The organism is Streptomyces sp. NBC_00286 (genome assembly GCF_036173125.1).
Taxonomy (GTDB): domain Bacteria; phylum Actinomycetota; class Actinomycetes; order Streptomycetales; family Streptomycetaceae; genus Streptomyces.
In genome coordinates, this window is record NZ_CP108054.1 from 464,080 (window position 1) to 480,004 (window position 15,925).

The 15,925-nt window shown below is 70.7% G+C and carries 13 protein-coding genes; 8 read left to right on the forward strand and 5 right to left on the reverse strand.

The genetic code is table 11. The features are described 5' to 3' along the window. Positions 1–51: 51 nt before the first annotated feature. Positions 52–825 carry an MHYT domain-containing protein gene (locus OHT21_RS02260; RefSeq protein WP_328766462.1) on the reverse strand — a complete coding sequence of 258 codons (774 nt, stop codon included), beginning with the start codon at positions 823–825 and terminating at the stop codon, positions 52–54. A 151-nt stretch (positions 826–976) separates the two neighbouring features. Here OHT21_RS02260 and OHT21_RS02265 point away from each other — a divergent pair, with 151 nt between their 5' ends. The 3 genes from OHT21_RS02265 to OHT21_RS02275 all read left to right on the forward strand — a co-directional run bounded on the left by OHT21_RS02265 (position 977) and on the right by OHT21_RS02275 (position 3,080). Beyond that, positions 977–1,576 (forward strand): class I SAM-dependent methyltransferase, encoded by a 600-nt coding sequence (locus tag OHT21_RS02265; protein WP_328766463.1) that lies wholly within the window; start codon positions 977–979, stop codon positions 1,574–1,576. A gap of 178 nt (positions 1,577–1,754) precedes the next feature. Further along, positions 1,755–2,048, forward strand: a complete 294-nt coding sequence (locus OHT21_RS02270; RefSeq protein ID WP_328773935.1) for a hypothetical protein — start codon at positions 1,755–1,757, stop codon at positions 2,046–2,048. A gap of 177 nt (positions 2,049–2,225) precedes the next feature. Continuing rightward, complete coding sequence (locus tag OHT21_RS02275) at positions 2,226–3,080, forward strand: hypothetical protein (RefSeq protein ID WP_328766464.1); 855 nt, start codon at positions 2,226–2,228, stop codon at positions 3,078–3,080. 121 nt (positions 3,081–3,201) lie between these two features. Here the strand turns inward: OHT21_RS02275 and OHT21_RS02280 are convergent, their stop codons facing one another. Continuing rightward, positions 3,202–3,384 (reverse strand): hypothetical protein, encoded by a 183-nt coding sequence (locus tag OHT21_RS02280; RefSeq protein WP_033322903.1) that lies wholly within the window; start codon positions 3,382–3,384, stop codon positions 3,202–3,204. Positions 3,385–3,490: 106 nt separating this feature from the next. Then, positions 3,491–4,531, reverse strand: a complete 1,041-nt coding sequence (locus tag OHT21_RS02285) for an acyl-CoA desaturase (protein WP_328766465.1) — start codon at positions 4,529–4,531, stop codon at positions 3,491–3,493. Between the two features lie 245 nt (positions 4,532–4,776). Between OHT21_RS02285 and OHT21_RS02290 the strand changes: the two genes are divergently transcribed. The 3 genes from OHT21_RS02290 (at position 4,777) to OHT21_RS02300 (ending at position 10,388) form a co-directional block, all read left to right on the forward strand. After that, positions 4,777–7,641 (forward strand): DEAD/DEAH box helicase, encoded by a 2,865-nt coding sequence (locus OHT21_RS02290; protein WP_328766466.1) that lies wholly within the window; start codon positions 4,777–4,779, stop codon positions 7,639–7,641. Next, a complete protein-coding gene (locus tag OHT21_RS02295) occupies positions 7,638–8,915 on the forward strand; it encodes an SWIM zinc finger family protein (RefSeq protein WP_328766467.1) in 1,278 nt (425 codons plus the stop codon). The genes OHT21_RS02290 and OHT21_RS02295 overlap by 4 nt, the downstream gene beginning before the upstream one ends. Before the next feature lie 123 nt (positions 8,916–9,038). Next, complete coding sequence (locus tag OHT21_RS02300; RefSeq protein ID WP_328766468.1) at positions 9,039–10,388, forward strand: esterase-like activity of phytase family protein; 1,350 nt, start codon at positions 9,039–9,041, stop codon at positions 10,386–10,388. A 67-nt stretch (positions 10,389–10,455) separates the two neighbouring features. On the opposite strand, the gene OHT21_RS02305 is transcribed toward OHT21_RS02300, so the two are convergent. Next, positions 10,456–11,085, reverse strand: coding sequence for a hypothetical protein (locus tag OHT21_RS02305; RefSeq protein WP_328766469.1), 630 nt, complete (start codon positions 11,083–11,085; stop codon positions 10,456–10,458). Positions 11,086–11,471: 386 nt separating this feature from the next. Further along, positions 11,472–12,638 (reverse strand): xylose isomerase, encoded by a 1,167-nt coding sequence (gene xylA / locus OHT21_RS02310; RefSeq protein WP_328766470.1) that lies wholly within the window; start codon positions 12,636–12,638, stop codon positions 11,472–11,474. A 164-nt stretch (positions 12,639–12,802) separates the two neighbouring features. Between xylA and xylB the strand changes: the two genes are divergently transcribed. After that, positions 12,803–14,248: a xylulokinase gene (xylB, locus tag OHT21_RS02315; RefSeq protein ID WP_328766472.1), complete on the forward strand. Its 1,446-nt coding sequence runs from the start codon at positions 12,803–12,805 to the stop codon at positions 14,246–14,248. 79 nt (positions 14,249–14,327) lie between these two features. Beyond that, complete coding sequence (locus OHT21_RS02320; protein ID WP_328766473.1) at positions 14,328–15,536, forward strand: ROK family transcriptional regulator; 1,209 nt, start codon at positions 14,328–14,330, stop codon at positions 15,534–15,536. The last annotated feature ends 389 nt before the right edge of the window (positions 15,537–15,925 follow it).

Genomic DNA, 15,925 nt, shown 5'->3' on the forward strand with positions numbered 1-15,925 from the left:
CTCCTCGCTCGGAGTGGTTCGGGGGCGCGCCTGCGGGGCGCGGTCACTGCGCTAGTGGGCGGCACTCTCGACGGGGCGCTGGGCCGATGCGGAGGCCTCGCGTTCCCCAGCGGTCGGGGAGAGCGCGACGAACGCCGAGGTCAGGAAGAGGTACGACCCGAGGCCGACGGCGAGGGGGAAGATGAACTGCATCGCCGTGGCCCCGGGCAGGGCCTCGCCCGAAGGGGAGACACGCACGCTGACCGCGATCATCCCGGTGTAGTGCATGCTGCTCACCGCCACTCCCATGACGAGGGAGGCGACGGCGACCGCGACGGGCGACTTGATGTTCAGTGCCGCCCAGAGTGCCGCGGTCGCCGCCACCACGGCGATCACGACGGAGATCCCGACCAGCACCGGGTCGTAGTTCACGTCACCGTGCAGCCGCAGGGCGACCATGCCGAGGTAGTGCATGCTCGCCACGCCGAGGCCGGTAGTGAGGCCGCCGAGGAACAGTGCCCGGCCTCGGTCACGGCCATAGCCGACGGCGAAGACGCCCGCGCCGACGACGACCATCGCGACGATCAGGCTGAGGATGGTCAGCGGCACGTCGTAGCGGATCTCGGTGCCGCTGACACTGAAGCCGAGCATCGCCACGAAGTGCATGGTCCAGATGCCCGTGCCGATCGCGGAGGCCGCAGTGAGCAGCCAGTTGCGGCGCGACCGCCCCGAGGCGCCCAGCGCGCGGACCGTGCAGCGCAGCCCCAGGGCGGCGCCTATGCAGGCCATCACGTACGACAGCACGGGGGTCAGCCAGCCGAAGGTGGCGTGGTCCAGGTGTCCCATGGCTCCGGGACGCTAGTCCGGCCCGGAGCGCATGAAGGGGGCGCATTTCGAAAGCTGTTGGAATATGACGCCATGGTGTACCTGAACGATCGCGTCACGCTCGAACATGTACGCACCTCGCGGTTCACGGCGATGCGAGATCATGCGAAGCATGAGCGACGACCACGCACACGTGCAGGAGTTCTTCTCGGCCCGCGCGGCCGGGTGGGACGCCCGGTTTCCCGACGACGGTCCGGCGTACGCCGCGGCGGTCGCCGAACTGGGGCTGCGGAAGGGCGATCACGTACTGGACGCGGTCTGCGGCACGGGGCGGGCCCTGCCGCCGTTGAGGGAGGCCATGGGGCCCTCCGGTGTGGTTCTGGGCGCGGACCTGACTCCCGCCATGCTGGAGGCCGCGGTGCGGGCGGGACGGGACCGTGTGGGACGGCTGCTGCTGGCCGATGTGGCTGCGCTCCCCCTGCGCACAGCTTCGCTCGACGCCGTCTTCGCGGCGGGCCTCGTCGCGCATCTGCCGAACCCTGCGGAGAATCTGCGGGAGTTGGCGCGTGTCATACGGCCCGGCGGGAAGCTGGCGCTCTTCCATCCCATCGGCCGGGCGGCCCTCGCCGCTCGCCAGGGACGGCAGATCACACCGGACGACCTGCGCGCGGAGGCCAACCTCGGCCCGCTGTTGTCCGGCTCCGGCTGGCGCATGACGTCGTACGTCGACGAGAACGCCCGGTTCCTCGCACTGGCCGTACGCGAGGGCTGAGGATCCCTCCGGAGTGGCCACGCACGGAACACCGGGGTGATGTGCCGTGCCGCTTCACCGCACCGTCCCTCTTCTGGTGCCGGGACTTCAACTCTACGTTGAGTAGCAGGCTGAGTAGCAGCAGGTGAGCGATCAGCGATGGCACTCACACAGGGGGAAGGTGGCCCGCATGTCCGGCATGTTAGCCAGACTCCGCAAGTTCCTTTCGCGCCCGGAAGCGGCCGGGTCTCAGGGGGACCGGCGTCCGGAGAAGCGCACTCACAACCTCTTCGAGGCGGCCGCGGCCTATGTGTCGGCGTGCGCCGAGGACGACCAGGACCGGATCGACGAGGCCGCGGCCTGGGTGTCGCCGGAGGCGTTGTCGTTCGGGGTGAACGAGCTGGCGTGCCGGGCCGTCATCGCCCTCGCGCGGGAACGCGACGAGACGCCCACCGCGGTGGCGCGGACGCTCCTCGGTCTGCCTGCCGTCTGACGCCGACTGCGTGTACCGAGGCGCCCAGGCATGGTGGACGGCCGGACCGTGGCGGATGGCCGTTTCGCCCATGTCCAGGCGGATGCCCTCAGCTCCCGCGCGCACCCGGTCCCGTGACAACCGCCGAGCGATCGCACTAAGGTGCGCCGATCGGACGTAAGTAATGGGGAGGCTGGGATGGCTGGGACGGATGAGACCACCGTCGCCGCCGTGGACGACGACGCGCTGTATGTGCTGACGGCGGTGCTTTTGACGCCGGCGCAGTTCCCCAGCGTGCTGGGGGACGACTATCCGGAGGCCTGCGCGGCGCTCGGACTGGCACCCCTGGCGGACGGATACGGCCTGGTGCTGGGGCAGGACGGGGACGGAGCGCGGTGGACGGTCATCGTCGACGACGTGTCGCTGGTCGCCGTCGCCATCGCATCGTGGGACTGCGGCATGGAATACGACCTCTCGCCCGACGATCGCTCGATGGTCGCGGCGCTCCCCGGGTGGCCGCTGGCCGTGGCCGTCGCGGCACCCAATGTGCCCGCCCCGCACGACCCCGCGCCCGAAATCGCCGAACGGGAGCCGCTGTCCCCGCCGGACACCTCGGTCTGGGGTCCGGCCCAACGGCGCCTCGGGGCCGACGAGATAGCGCTCCAGTGGGCTGCCTGGCGGGATCAGATCGACGACGAGGAGTTCGTGCCTGCGGGCGGCGAATCTCCCGATGCGGCGACGGCGCAGCGCGACGACGACAAGCAGGAGAGCGACGGGGGCGAGCCGCGCGGTGGTGTCCGGCGCGTTCTCGCGGAGATCCGCGCGTACGTGGACACGCCGCCGCCCCTCGGGCGCGTGCGCTCGTCCTTCGCGCCGGGTGGCGCCCGGACTCTGCGGGCCGACGGTCCGGGCTGGTCGATGGTGGCCCGGACCGACGACATCGCCTTCGTACTGCTCGACGAGAAGCCGGGAGAGATCCTGCCGGTGGGTCGCGGACCGGAGCTGCCCGGCCTGCTGGAGTCGCTGGACAAGATGGCCGTACGCCCGCTCTGACCCGTACGCACTCATCGCCGGGATGAAGCACCGCTCGCGAACCGTGCCGTCGGCAGGTCCGCGAGCGGCGGTGTGGTCAACTCCTGTGCGCTGGAAGGGAACTGACCCGGTCGGTGAAGTCTCAGCGGCCAAGCTCCTTGCGTGTGACGCGGCGCAGCCTGCGCCGCTGTGAGGGGTCCAGGGTCAGATACGCTGCCGCCGGAACCCCCACGATGATCAGAAAGGCGGCCCACCAGGGCAGCCAGATCAGCAGGATGAGCCCGGCCGCCACGCCTCCTGCGGCGATCTTCGCGTTCTTCGACATCTTGTGTCGCCTCCTTCGCGGCCACTGCCGCTCTCTGTCCTGAGAACGGGTCCGTGCCCTTCGCGGTTCCAGGACGCGACCCTGATACGACCCTGAGTCGCGACCCCTACTCGCCCCTGAGGGGTTCTCCGACCTCATTCATGTGGCGCAGGGCCGCACGGTAGGAGTCCACGATGCCCGTCTCCGTGTAAGGGATACCCAACTCTCGACAGTGGGCGCGCACCAGGGGCTGGGCCAGCCTCAGGTGCGGGCGCGGCATGCTCGGGAACAGGTGGTGCTCGATCTGGTAGTTGAGGCCGCCGAGGAACCAGTCGGTGAGAGCGCCGCCGCGAATGTTGCGGGAGGTGAGGACCTGGCGGCGCAGATGCCCCCAGCGCTCGCCTTCGGGGTCGGGCATTTCCATGCCCTTGTGGTTCGGCGCGAAGGCCAGGCCCAGGTGAAGGCCGAAGAGTGCCTGGTGGAGTGCGGCGAAGGCGAGGGCCTGGCCGATGGACATGGAGGTGAGCAGCAGCGTCGTGTAGGCAGCGACGTGGATCATCAGCAGGGAGCCCTCCAGCATGCGCCCGCGCAGAGGCTGCCGGCGCAGGTCCCTGAAGCCGTGGATCTTCAGGGCGATGCCTTCGAGGAGGGTCAGCGGGAAGAACAGCCAGGCCTGGTTGCGGGTGAGCCAGCGGCGAAAGCCGGCCCGGCCGCTCGCCTGTTCGCTGGTGAACACCAGGACGTCGGCGGCGACGTCGGGATCCTTGTCGATGTGGTTGGGGTTGGCATGGTGGCGGTTGTGCTTCTCGTTCCACCAGGAGTAGCTCATGCCCAGCAGCAGGTTGCCGTGGACGAGTCCGATCAGGCGGCTCACGGACCGGTTGGCGGTGATCTGGGAGTGGCCCGCGTCGTGGCCTATGAAGGCCGTCCGCGCGCACAGGACGGCGAGTAGTGGGGCCAGGAGAAGCACCCACCAGGAGTGGCCGATCAGGACGATGCCGGCAATGACAGCGGCCAGGGCCAGTGCGTTGACGGTGATGCCGAGTGCGTACCAGCCGTGCCTGCGGTCGAGGAGACCGTGGCCCTTGACGGTGCGCAGGAGCGGCGTGAACTCGCTGGCGGTAGCTCCGGGAGGGCGTTCCGCGACGGCTGCGGCGGTCTGGGGCATGGTGGTCTCCGGTCTCTCCGGGAACGGGCTGACCTGAAGAAACGTACGGATCGGTGACCTTGGGCGACCATGGCGGCACCCCCCGTGTCCGTCCTGGGGAATACACCCGTCTTCAGGTGGGCCTGACGACACCCCCTGCAGATGTGACTCGCGTCATAGATCCGTCACGCCCCCAAGCGCCTCCGATGCTGCATCCTCGGCAACCTTGCCTTCCAGTAGTCAAATTTGAGGAATAGACTATTCCTGTGCAGAGGAATCCCGCGGCAACTCCCTCCGAGATCTCCGAACTGGCCCGCTGCTGCGCCGTATTCGTGCCCGCCGAACCGGCCCGCACCGGCAGCGTGGCATTCTGGCACCCCGACGGCGACGGCCCTCCTGTTGTCGAATCAGGCTCCGCCGAGGAGCTGACGGTCGTCCTGCCCGGCGACGATGGTGTCGAACTGGTGACCGTGCCTGCCGTGCTGCTGCCGGTACGAGCCGCGCTGCCGGTCCTCACGCGCGCGCGTGCCGCCGCCTACGCGCACAGGGCAGCCGCCTTCTGGGGCGCGGCGGCCGTGCTCGCTCTTCAGCTGGCCGCGCGCGGGCTGCTCTTGCCCGGTCTGAGCGCCGCAGACCATGACGCGTGGCGTGTCGGTCCACTGCGCGCGGAGGACCTGGAACGGATCCGCGAGCTGGCCGCCGCGATGCCACCGCACGCGCATGCGGTGCCCGTCGACAAGACCGAGCCACTGCGTCTGCCCGACCCGGAGCGCCTGGTGCGGGCCTTCCTCGACGCGGTCGCCGACACGCTCCCCCGGTCTCCTGCAGCGCCACTCGCAACGGGCGGTGCGGCCTTCGCGGCGCCCGCACCGCAGCACATCCCCGAGCAGCGCGCCTGGGCCGCCGACGTCGCCGCGGGGCACGACGCGGGCGTACGGATCTCGCTGCGCATCGAGGTTCCGGGCCTGGACTCGGCCACGGCGGACGAGCCGCAGCTGCCCTTCCGCGCGGTCCTTCAGCTGCACAGTGTGAGCGACCCGGCTCTGATCGCGGACGCCGCCGACGTGTGGGCCGACGCGGGCGCTTCGGGACCTGCTTTCGGTCCGCGCGCGCGTCTGGACGCCCTGCTCGCCCTGCGCCGGGCCGCACGGGCCTGGGCTCCGCTCACGCCCCTGTTGTCGGCGGCCGTGCCCGACGCGGTCGAACTCGCCGACGAGGAGGTCACCGAACTCCTCGGCGAGGGTGCGCGAGCCCTCGCGTCTGCCGGGGTCGAGGTGCACTGGCCCAAGGAGCTGGCGCGCAAGCTGACGGCCCGCGCGGTCATCGGGCCGCCGGATGACGAGCAGGGCCCGGGGCGGCTGTCGTCGGACGTACCGTCGTTCCTGTCGGCCGACGCGCTGCTGGCCTTCAACTGGTCGTTCGCGCTGGGCGATCAGCAGCTGACGCGCAAGGAGCTGGACCGGCTCGCCGAGGCGAACCGCCCCATGGTGCGGCTGCGCGACCAGTGGGTGCTCGTCGACCCGCAGGAAGTGCAACGCGCCCGCGCGCAGCAGGACCACAAGGTCACGCCCATCGACGCGCTGAGCGCCGCTCTGACGGGCTCCACGGAGGTCGACGGCCGCCAGGTCGACGTCCGGCCCACGGGATGGCTGGCGACGCTGCGGGAGAGGCTCGCGGACCCGGAGGGGCAAGAGCCGGTCGGTCAGCCCGCAGCGCTTGCCGCGACCCTGCGGGACTACCAGCTGCGGGGCCTCAACTGGCTGGCCCGGATGACCTCGTTGGGGTTGGGCGGCTGCCTGGCCGACGACATGGGCCTGGGCAAGACGATCACACTGATCGCGCTGCATCTGCACCGGCAGGGCGACGAGTCGGCGGCGGGTCCCACTCTCGTCGTCTGCCCGACCTCCCTGATGGGCAACTGGCAGCGCGAGATCGAGAAGTTCGCACCGGGCACCCCGGTGCGCCGTTTTCACGGGCCGCGGCGGAGCCTGGAGAACCTGGCCGACGGTGAGTTCGTCCTCACGACGTACGGCACGATGCGGCTCGACGCCGAGCAGCTGGCCGGGGCGTCGTGGGGCATGGTCGTCGCGGACGAGGCGCAGCACGTGAAGAACCCGTACTCGGACACGGCACGCCGGCTGCGGACCATCGGCGCACGCGCGCGCGTGGCGCTCACTGGGACTCCGGTGGAGAACAATCTCTCCGAGCTGTGGGCGATTCTCGACTGGACGACTCCAGGGCTGCTCGGCAGGCTCGGCACGTTCCGCACCCGGTACGCGCAGGCCGTCGAGGGCGGACAGGATCCCGGAGCGGCAGATCGGCTCGCCCAGCTCGTACGGCCGTTCCTGCTGCGCCGCCGCAAGTCGGACCCGGGAATCGCGCCCGAGCTGCCGCCGAAGACCGAGACCGACCGTGCCGTATCGCTCACCAAGGAGCAGGCAGGTCTCTACGAGGCGGTGGTCCGCGAGACTCTGGCAGAGATTTCGGGCGCCGACAGCATGGCGCGGCGCGGCCTGATCGTGAAACTGCTGACCGGGTTGAAGCAGGTCTGCAATCACCCGGCGCAGTACCTCAAGGAGGACAGTCCGAAGATCGCGGGTCGCTCCGGAAAGCTGGAACTGCTGGACGAACTGCTCGACACCATCCTCTCCGAGGGAGCGAGTGTTCTGGTCTTCACCCAGTACGTGCGGATGGCGCGGCTGATCGAGCGCCACTTGGCGGCGCGCGGGGTGCCCTCTCAGTTCCTGCACGGTGGCACACCCGTCGCCGAGCGGGAGGCCATGGTGCATCGCTTCCAGGAGGGCGAAGTGCCGGTCTTCTTGTTGTCGTTGAAGGCCGCGGGCACGGGTCTGAACCTGACGCGGGCCGAACATGTCGTGCACTACGACCGCTGGTGGAACCCGGCCGTCGAGGCACAGGCCACCGACCGCGCGTACCGCATCGGCCAGACCCAGCCCGTGCAGGTGCACCGGCTGATCGCCGAGGGGACGATCGAGGACCGCATCGCGGACATGCTGGCGCGCAAGCAGGAGCTCGCGGACTCGGTGCTCGGCTCCGGGGAGGCGGCCCTCACCGAACTGACCGACGCCGAACTGGCCGACCTGGTGGAGCTGCGAGGAGGCGCCCGATGAACGATGCGTACGAAGAGAGCCCGGAGCGCACCTTCGACGCGCTGCCGCCCGCGCACGGGAGGGGCTTCGCGCAGACGTGGTGGGGTCAGGCCTGGCTGAAGGCGTTGGAGGACGCGGCACTGGACTCGGAGCAGGTGAAGACGGGCCGCAGGCTGGCGCGCGCGGGAGCCGTGGGAGCCGTGTCGGTGCGTCCCGGACGCATCACAGCCGTGGTCCAGGGCCGCGACCGTACGCCGCATCGCGCCGATGTCCTGCTCCAGCAGCTGTCCGAGGACCAGTGGGACCGCTTCCTGGACATGGCCGTCGAACGAGCCGGGCATATCGCGGCGCTGCTCGACCGTGAGATGCCGCCGCATCTGGTCGAGGACGCGGAGACCGCCGGCGTCGAACTTCTGCCGGGGCTGGGCGATCTGGAGCCCGAGTGCGACTGCGATGCGTGGGACCACTGTGGTCACACGGCGGCACTGTGCTACCAGATGGCGAGACTGCTGGACCAGGACCCATTCGTGCTGTTGTTGATGCGCGGCCGGGGAGAGCGTGAGCTGCTGGACGAGTTGCAGGCGCGCAGCGGCCCCCGGGCCGAAGCCGCCCCCGTGCGGGATGAGCCGTACGAGGGCGTGGACGCCGCTGAGGCGTACGCGGCGGCGGACATCCTGCCGCCGCTGCCCGCCACGCCCGTCCTGCCCGCAGAGCCGGGACAACCGCCCTCGCTGGACACGGAAGCAGCACCCGCACCAGGCGTCGATCCAACCGCCCTGGCGTTCCTGGCCACACAGACGGCCCGCGAGGCCCACCGACTGCTGGCCGAGGCGCTCCGGCCCGATCACGAAGCGCATCCCGTGGAACCGGAGTTGACGGCCGCACAGGACGCGGTGCGGCTGGGCGTGGGCGTCCCGGATGTCCTGGACACCCCGATGACCGCGCGGCTCGGCGAAGGGTCTGACCGCGACCGCGAGGGGCTGGAACTCGCCGTCCGCGCCTGGGAGTACGGGGGTGTGGCCGCCCTCGACGTGCTCGAGACCGAGTGGACGGTGGAGGCGGAAACGCTCGCACGCGCGCGTGCCGCCCTCGAATCGGCCTGGGAGGGCGACGAGCGGCCGCGACTGCGCGCGTCCCGCAATCGCTGGACGGCCGACGGTGGTCAGGCGCAACTGCGCCTGGGCCTCGACGGCCGCTGGTGGCCGTATCGCAAGGAATGGGGACGATGGGCTCCCGTGGGCCCGGCCGCACAGGATCCGGCGACAGCCCTCGCTCTTGCGGAAGGCCGCGAATGAATGATCCCAACACCGCCCAGCGGATGAGTAGTTGACGTTCCGTGTTCACCTGTCGGTCGTAGGGCGTTCCGTGCGGGGGCGAAATCTGGCCGCTGTCCACGCACCTGTGCCTCAGGAGGCCCGATGTCCCCGCACGCCGTCGGTCGGCGCCACGTCCACCGTTCCGTCGCCGCGGGCGTGCCGCTGGCCCTGCTGGCCACCCTCGTGGCAACCGGCACGGCTGTCGGCACCCCCTCCGGGGACGCGCCGCGAGTCACGCGCACCGCGACGCTCGGCGACATCCCGCTCGGTGCGTTCAGCAACGCGCTGCTGCCGGGCACGGTGGACAACGACCGCGGTGTGGACCTCGGCGGTATCGGCAGCGATCTCTACCCGGCGGGCCGCAAGGGCGAGTTCTGGACGGTCACCGATCGCGGGCCTAACGGCCGGATCCCGGTGGACGGCAAGAAGCGCCGTACGTTCCCCGTGCCCGGCTTCGATCCGGCCATCGTGAAGATCCGCGTCTCCGGGGACACTATGAAGGTCCTGAACGCGATCCCGATCACGACCTCCTCCGGGAAGCCCGTCACCGGTCTGTCCAACCAAAAGGGACGCGACGAAGCACCGTACTCGTACAACGCGAAGACGCCGCTCTCGTACAACCCGAACGGTGTGGACACCGAGGGCATCGTGCGCTCCAAGGACGGCAGCTTCTGGCTCGCTGACGAGTACGGGCCCTCACTGGTTCACGTCTCCGCACGCGGGAAGGTGCTCACCCGCTACGTACCGAAGGGGCTGAACCTGACCGGCACGGACTACCCGGTCGTCGAGGCACTGCCCTCCATCCTCCTGCACCGGAAAGTCAACCGGGGCTTCGAAGGGCTCGCCCAACTCCCGGGCGGGGACCTGGTGATGGCCGTGCAGAGCCCGCCGTCCGTGCCGGACCCGGACGCGGGAGAGGCCTCGCTCACGACGCGCCTGGTGCGCTTCTCGCCGAAGAAGCGGGCGGTCACGGCCGAGTACGCGTACCGCTTCGATCCGGTGAGCGTGGTCGACCCGGGCGAGGACGACACGTCCGAGTTGAAGATCTCCTCCGTGGTGGCCGTCGGCCGTGACCGACTGCTCGTCGAGGAGCGCACCGACAAGGCGGCCAGGTTGCAGGTCGTGAAGCTGAGCCGGGGTGCGGACATCCTTGGAGGCAAGTGGGACGACGCCGCCACGTCTCCGTCCCTGGAGCAGCTCGACGATCCGGCCGCCTCCGGTGTTCCGGTGCTGCGCAAGCGGCTCGTCGTCGACCTCGGCAAGGTCGAGGGGTTGCCCGGGAAGATCGAGGGCGTCGCGCGCGTGGATCACGACACGCTCGCCCTGATCAACGACAACGACTTCGGGATGACGGACGGCGAGGGCGCGTTCGACGACCAGGGACGCCTGGTGGACAGCGGGGTCGAGACGACGGTGACGTACGTACGGCTGCCGCGCGGGAGCGGCATCTGAACGCCTGGCTCGCGTTTTCGTCCGGCACGCGCGCGTGGCTGACGTTTTTGCTCCACGCGCGCATGGGTCACGTCAGCGGCTTGGTGAGTTTGCCGTTCCCGTTGGGGTCCGCGGCCAGGCTGCACGCGACGTTGTCGATGCCGAGCTTGAAGCCCGTGGAGTCCGGATACTGCACCAGGGTGCCGCGCACGGTTCCGGCCGGCTGCTTGACCGCCTTGGCCTGCAGCGGTTTCTGGCACAGGTCCGTCGCCGCCTTCTTGAGAGCGGCATCGGTCGAGTAAGTGCCTGTCAGCTCGGTTACTTTGACGACTTCGGCGTCATGCGCCGTGCGGCACGACCGCTTCGCGGCCTGGCCGGGCTTGCTGTTGTCGACGTTGAAGCAGTCGCCGGCCTTCAGCATGTAGTACGGCACTTCATTGCCCGCGGGAGTCGGGAGCAGCGACTCCAGGTCGGTGGGCAGGCCGCTGGGCAGGCCAGTGGGCAGATCGGGCACTCCGGAGGGCAGGGAGGGCACATCGGAAGGCAGCGAGGGCAGCTCCGACGGGATGCTCAGCGACGGCGTGGGCGTACTCCCTGTGGTGTCGCTGCTCGCGGCAGGCAACTTCTTGCCCGACGAGCCGTCGTCGCTGGTGACCACCAGCGCCACCGCGGCGACGGCCCCGATCGCCACGATCACGGCCAGCACGATGAAGAGCACATTGCGGCGCCCTCCCGGACCGCTGGGAGGGCCAGGGGGCGGCGGCGGTTGCTGCCAGTCCCCGCCGCCCTGCCATGGCGGACCACCGCCTCCGGTCGGCGGCCCGTAGCCCCCAGGGGGCGGGCCGTAACCCCCGGAAGGCGGACCGTAACCCTCGGGAGGCGGACCGAAGCCTTCGGGCAGCGGGCCGTAGCCACCGTTGCCCGAAGGCGGTGTGTCGTCCGGCGGCCGGGGAGGCTGGGGCGGTAAGGGCGGCGTGGCCATACCGCCAAGAGTCGCCTCGAACCCGTCATCAGGCGACCCCTGCGCGGAACTTGATACGGACTCATGGCATGGATCGCACGATTCCGCAGAATTCCGCGCAGGGCCTCACAAGGAGAGGTCGATCAGCCCCTGGCGCCCAGCAGATGGTCCATCGCCAGCTGGTCCAGGCGCTCGAATGCCATCCCGCGCGCGGCGGCGGCCTCCACGTCGAACTCCTCGAAGGCCGCGCGGTCGGCGAGCAGCGACTGAAGGCCGTCCGCGGCGGTGGGCTGTGCCAGCTCGTCCAGGCGCGAGGCGCGCAGGGCCTCCTGGACCTCCGGGTCGGCACGGAAGGCGGCCGAACGCTCCTTCAGGATGAGGTAGTTGCGCATACAGCCCGCGGCCGATGCCCACACGCCGTCGAGGTCCTCGGTGCGCGGGGGCTTGAAGTCGAAGTGCCTCGGTCCCGCGTAACCGGCGCTCTCCAGGAGGTCCACCAGCCAGAACGCCGCCCTCAGGTCGCCTGCTCCGAAGCGGAGGTCCTGGTCGTACTTGATGCCGGACTGGCCGTTGAGGTCGATGTGGAAGAGCTTGTCCGCCCACAGGGCCTGGGCGATGCCGTGCGGGAAGTTCAGCCCGGCCATCTGCTCGTGGCCCACCTCGGGGTTGACGCCGTACAGCTCCGGCCGCTCCAGGCGCTCGATGAACGCCAGGGCGTGGCCGACCGTCGGCAGGAGAATGTCGCCGCGCGGCTCGTTCGGCTTGGGCTCGATCGCGAAGCGCAGATCGTATCCCTGGGAGGTCACGTACTCGCCGAGGAGATCGAAGGCCTCCTTCATGCGGTCGAGTGCGAGGCGTACGTCCTTGGCGCCGCCGGACTCGGCGCCTTCCCGGCCGCCCCAGGCGACGTAGATCTGGGCACCCAGCTCGACCGCGAGGTCGATGTTGCGGATCGTCTTGCGCAGTGCGTAGCGGCGTACGTCCCGGTCGTTGGCGGTGAACGCGCCGTCCTTGAAGACGGGGTGCGCGAAGAGGTTCGTGGTGGCCATCGGCACGGTCATGCCGGTCGTGTCGAGTGCCTGCCGGAAGCGCTTGATGTGCGACTCGCGCTCGATGTCCGAGGATCCGAAGGGGATCAGGTCGTCGTCGTGGAAGGTCACTCCGTAGGCGCCGAGTTCCGACAGGCGCTGCACCGTCTCGACCGGGTCCAGGGCACGCCGGGTGGCATCGCCGAACGGGTCCCTTCCCTGCCAGCCGACGGTCCACAGGCCGAAGGTGAACCTGTCCTCGGGGGTGGGCTGGTAGTTCATGCCGCGGCTCCTAGCTCGCTCCGACTATTTCGTCATGGCGCTTAACAAATTAGTATGCGAAGGCATCTCTGGGAAGAGACGAGGTGTGAAAGCCGGACCAGGTCGGTCCGGGCACCCGGAAGTAGGCCGTACCCCGCGAGCCGCGGAAAGAGGGAGAGAGCCCGATGTCAGCAGCCGAGGGTCCGCTCGTCGTCGGCGTGGACACGTCCACCCAGTCCACCAAAGCGCTGGTCGTGGACGCGGCCACCGGAGAGGTGGTGGCAAGTGGGCAGGCGCCGCACACCGTCTCCTCCGGAGCGGGCCGTGAAAGTGATCCGCGGCAGTGGTGGGAGGCGCTGTGCGAGGCGCTCCACCAGTGCGGCGACGCGGCGCACGAGGCCGCGGCGGTGTCCGTGGGCGGCCAGCAGCACGGGCTCGTCACGCTGGACGCCCAGGGAGACCCGGTACGCCCCGCCCTGCTGTGGAACGACGTGCGCTCGGCCCCGCAGGCCCGGCGCCTGGTGGACGAACTGGGCGGCCCGAAGGCCCGGGCCGAGCGCACGGGCAGCGTGCCGGGCCCTTCCTTCACGGTCACGAAGTGGGCGTGGCTCGCCGAGAACGAGCCCGAGGCGATCCGCGCGACCGCGGCCGTGCGACTGCCCCACGACTACCTCACCGGGCGCCTCACGGGACTCGGCACGACCGACCGGGGCGATGCGTCCGGTACGGGCTGGTGGGCGTCCGGGACCGAGACGTACGACGAGGAGGTCCTCCGCCACGTGGGCCTCGACCCGGCGCTGCTGCCCCGGGTGGTCCGGCCCGGCGAGGTGGTCGGAACCGTGCGCGACAGCGGCGAACTGCCCTTCTCCAAGGGCACGCTGGTCGCTCCGGGCACCGGGGACAACGCCGCCGCCGCGCTCGGGCTGGGGCTGCGCCCTGGCACCGCGGTGCTGAGCCTCGGCACGTCCGGCACGGTGTACGCGGTCTCGACGCGCCGCCCCACCGATCCGACCGGAACCGTGGCGGGCTTCGCCGACGCGCGCGGCGACTGGCTGCCGCTGGCCTGCACCCTCAACTGCACGCTCGCCGTGGACCGCGTCGCCACCCTGCTGGGCATCGATCGCCAGGCCGTCGAGCCGGGCACGAGCGTGACCCTGCTCCCCTACCTGGACGGCGAACGGACCCCGGACCTGCCGCACGCCTCGGGACTGCTGCACGGGCTGCGCCACGACACGACGCCCGGGCAGTTGCTGCAGGCCGCGTACGACGGCGCCGTCCACTCGCTGCTCGGCGCCCTCGACCTGGTGCTCGACGCGGACGCGGACCGTTCGGCTCCCATCCTGCTCATCGGCGGCGGCGCGCGCGGAACGGCCTGGCAGGAGACCGTACGCCGCCTGTCGGGACGCCCCGTTCAGGTGCCCGAGGCCAAGGAGCTGGTCGCGCTCGGCGCCGCCGCGCAGGCCGCGGGCGTACTGACCGGCGAGGATCCGGCGGCGGTGGCCCGGCGCTGGGACACCGCGCGCGGACCCGTACTCGATGCGGTGGAGCGGGACGAGGCTGCCCTGGCGCGCATCGCGGGGGTACTCTCCGACGCGGCCCCGCTGCTGGAGCGCCGACCGGATCAGCGCTGACGAGACCCAACTCCGCGGGCCTCGGCCCGCACTGACAGGGCAGCCCTGACAGGGCCGCCGGACGAGGACTGACGGAGGCATGACCGCACCGCTGCACGAGGCCCACCCGAGCAGTCCCGGCCGCCGACTGCCCGATACGCAGCAGGGCATGCGCCGCCGCAACCTCTCGCGTGTGATGCACACCGTCAGCGCCGAGGGGCCGCTGTCCCGTGCCGCCGTCGCCTCCCGCATCGGGCTGACCCGGGCAGCTGTCTCCACCCTCGTGGACGAGCTGATCCGCTCGGGGCTCCTCGAGGAGCTCGGCCCCGAGCGCCCCGGCCGGGTGGGGCGGCCCGGCTCGGCGCTGGCCGTCAGCGGGCACGGTCCTGCCGGGATCGGTGCGGAAGTGGGCGTGGACCATCTCGCCGTGTGCGCGGTGGATCTGCGCGGCGAGGTGCGGGCACGGGCGGTGCGCCACGGCGCCAACCGTGGCCGGTCGCCCGAACCGGTGCTGAGAGACCTGACCGCGCTGGTACGCCAGGTCGTCGCTGACGCGGACCGGGAAGGCCTGTGGCCCGCGGGTCTCGCTGTCGCCGTGCCCGGACTGGTGGCCCGCGATGCCCGGACCGTGGTTCGGGCCCCCAACCTCGACTGGCAGGACACGGATCTCGGTGCGCTGCTGCCCGCCGAGTTCCCGCTGACGGTCGACAACGAGGCGAACTTCGGTGGGCTCGCCGAACTCTGGCTCAACGAGGCCGCACCGCGCGACTTTCTGCATGTCTCGGCCGAGATCGGTATCGGTGGAGCGGTGGTCGTGGACGGCCGGCTGCTGCGCGGGAGGCACGGTTTCGCGGGCGAGTTGGGGCATGTGCCGGTACGTCCCGACGGGCCGGCCTGTGCGTGCGGCGGGCGGGGCTGTCTCGAGCAGTACGCGGGCGAGGAGGCCGTACTGCGTGCGGCAGGGTTGGAATCGGGCGAGGACCGCGTCGGGCTGCTGGCCGAGCGCGCCGCGCAGGACGACAAGGACGTACGGCGAGCTCTCCACGACGCCGGAACCGCGCTCGGCATCGCGCTGACCGGCGCGGTCAATCTGCTGGACCCTGAAGCCGTGGTGCTGGGCGGAGCCCTGTCCGAACTCGCACCGTGGCTGCTGCCGTCGCTGGAACGGGAGTTGGCGCGGCGCACGGCCGGTCCCGCGTGCGCGGTGGCCGTCTCCCAACTCGGGCCGGAGGGCCCGCTGCTGGGCGCCGCACACTCGGTGGTGCGGGCTGTGCTCGATGATCCGGCGGCGGTGGCGAGCGGGGCGTAGGCCAGGACTCGCTTGATCGTTTGGAGTCATGTCCGGCCTCTCCCCTGGCCGTGCCACCTGCGCCAATCACCCTTGTGGGTGGCCGAGTTATCCACAATGGCCGTGTTGTCCACGGATCTGACGGGACCACTTCCTCCTCAACCGGCAAGCGCCGTACCGTAATTCACGCGAGGCGCCGCTGTCAGAGCGACGCAGACTTGTCCATGGACCGCGTGTCCAAGGACCCGGGGGAACGGGGATTCACATGTCAGGAGTAGTGCTGCCGCTGTGCCGGAACGGGTCGGAGGCGGGCGGGTTTCCGTGCGTGGCCAAGCTCCGCAGGGAGTGGCTGTCAGCACGCGAGATATCTCGCGTGCTGCACGCTCGGCTGCGAGAAGCGACTCACCACC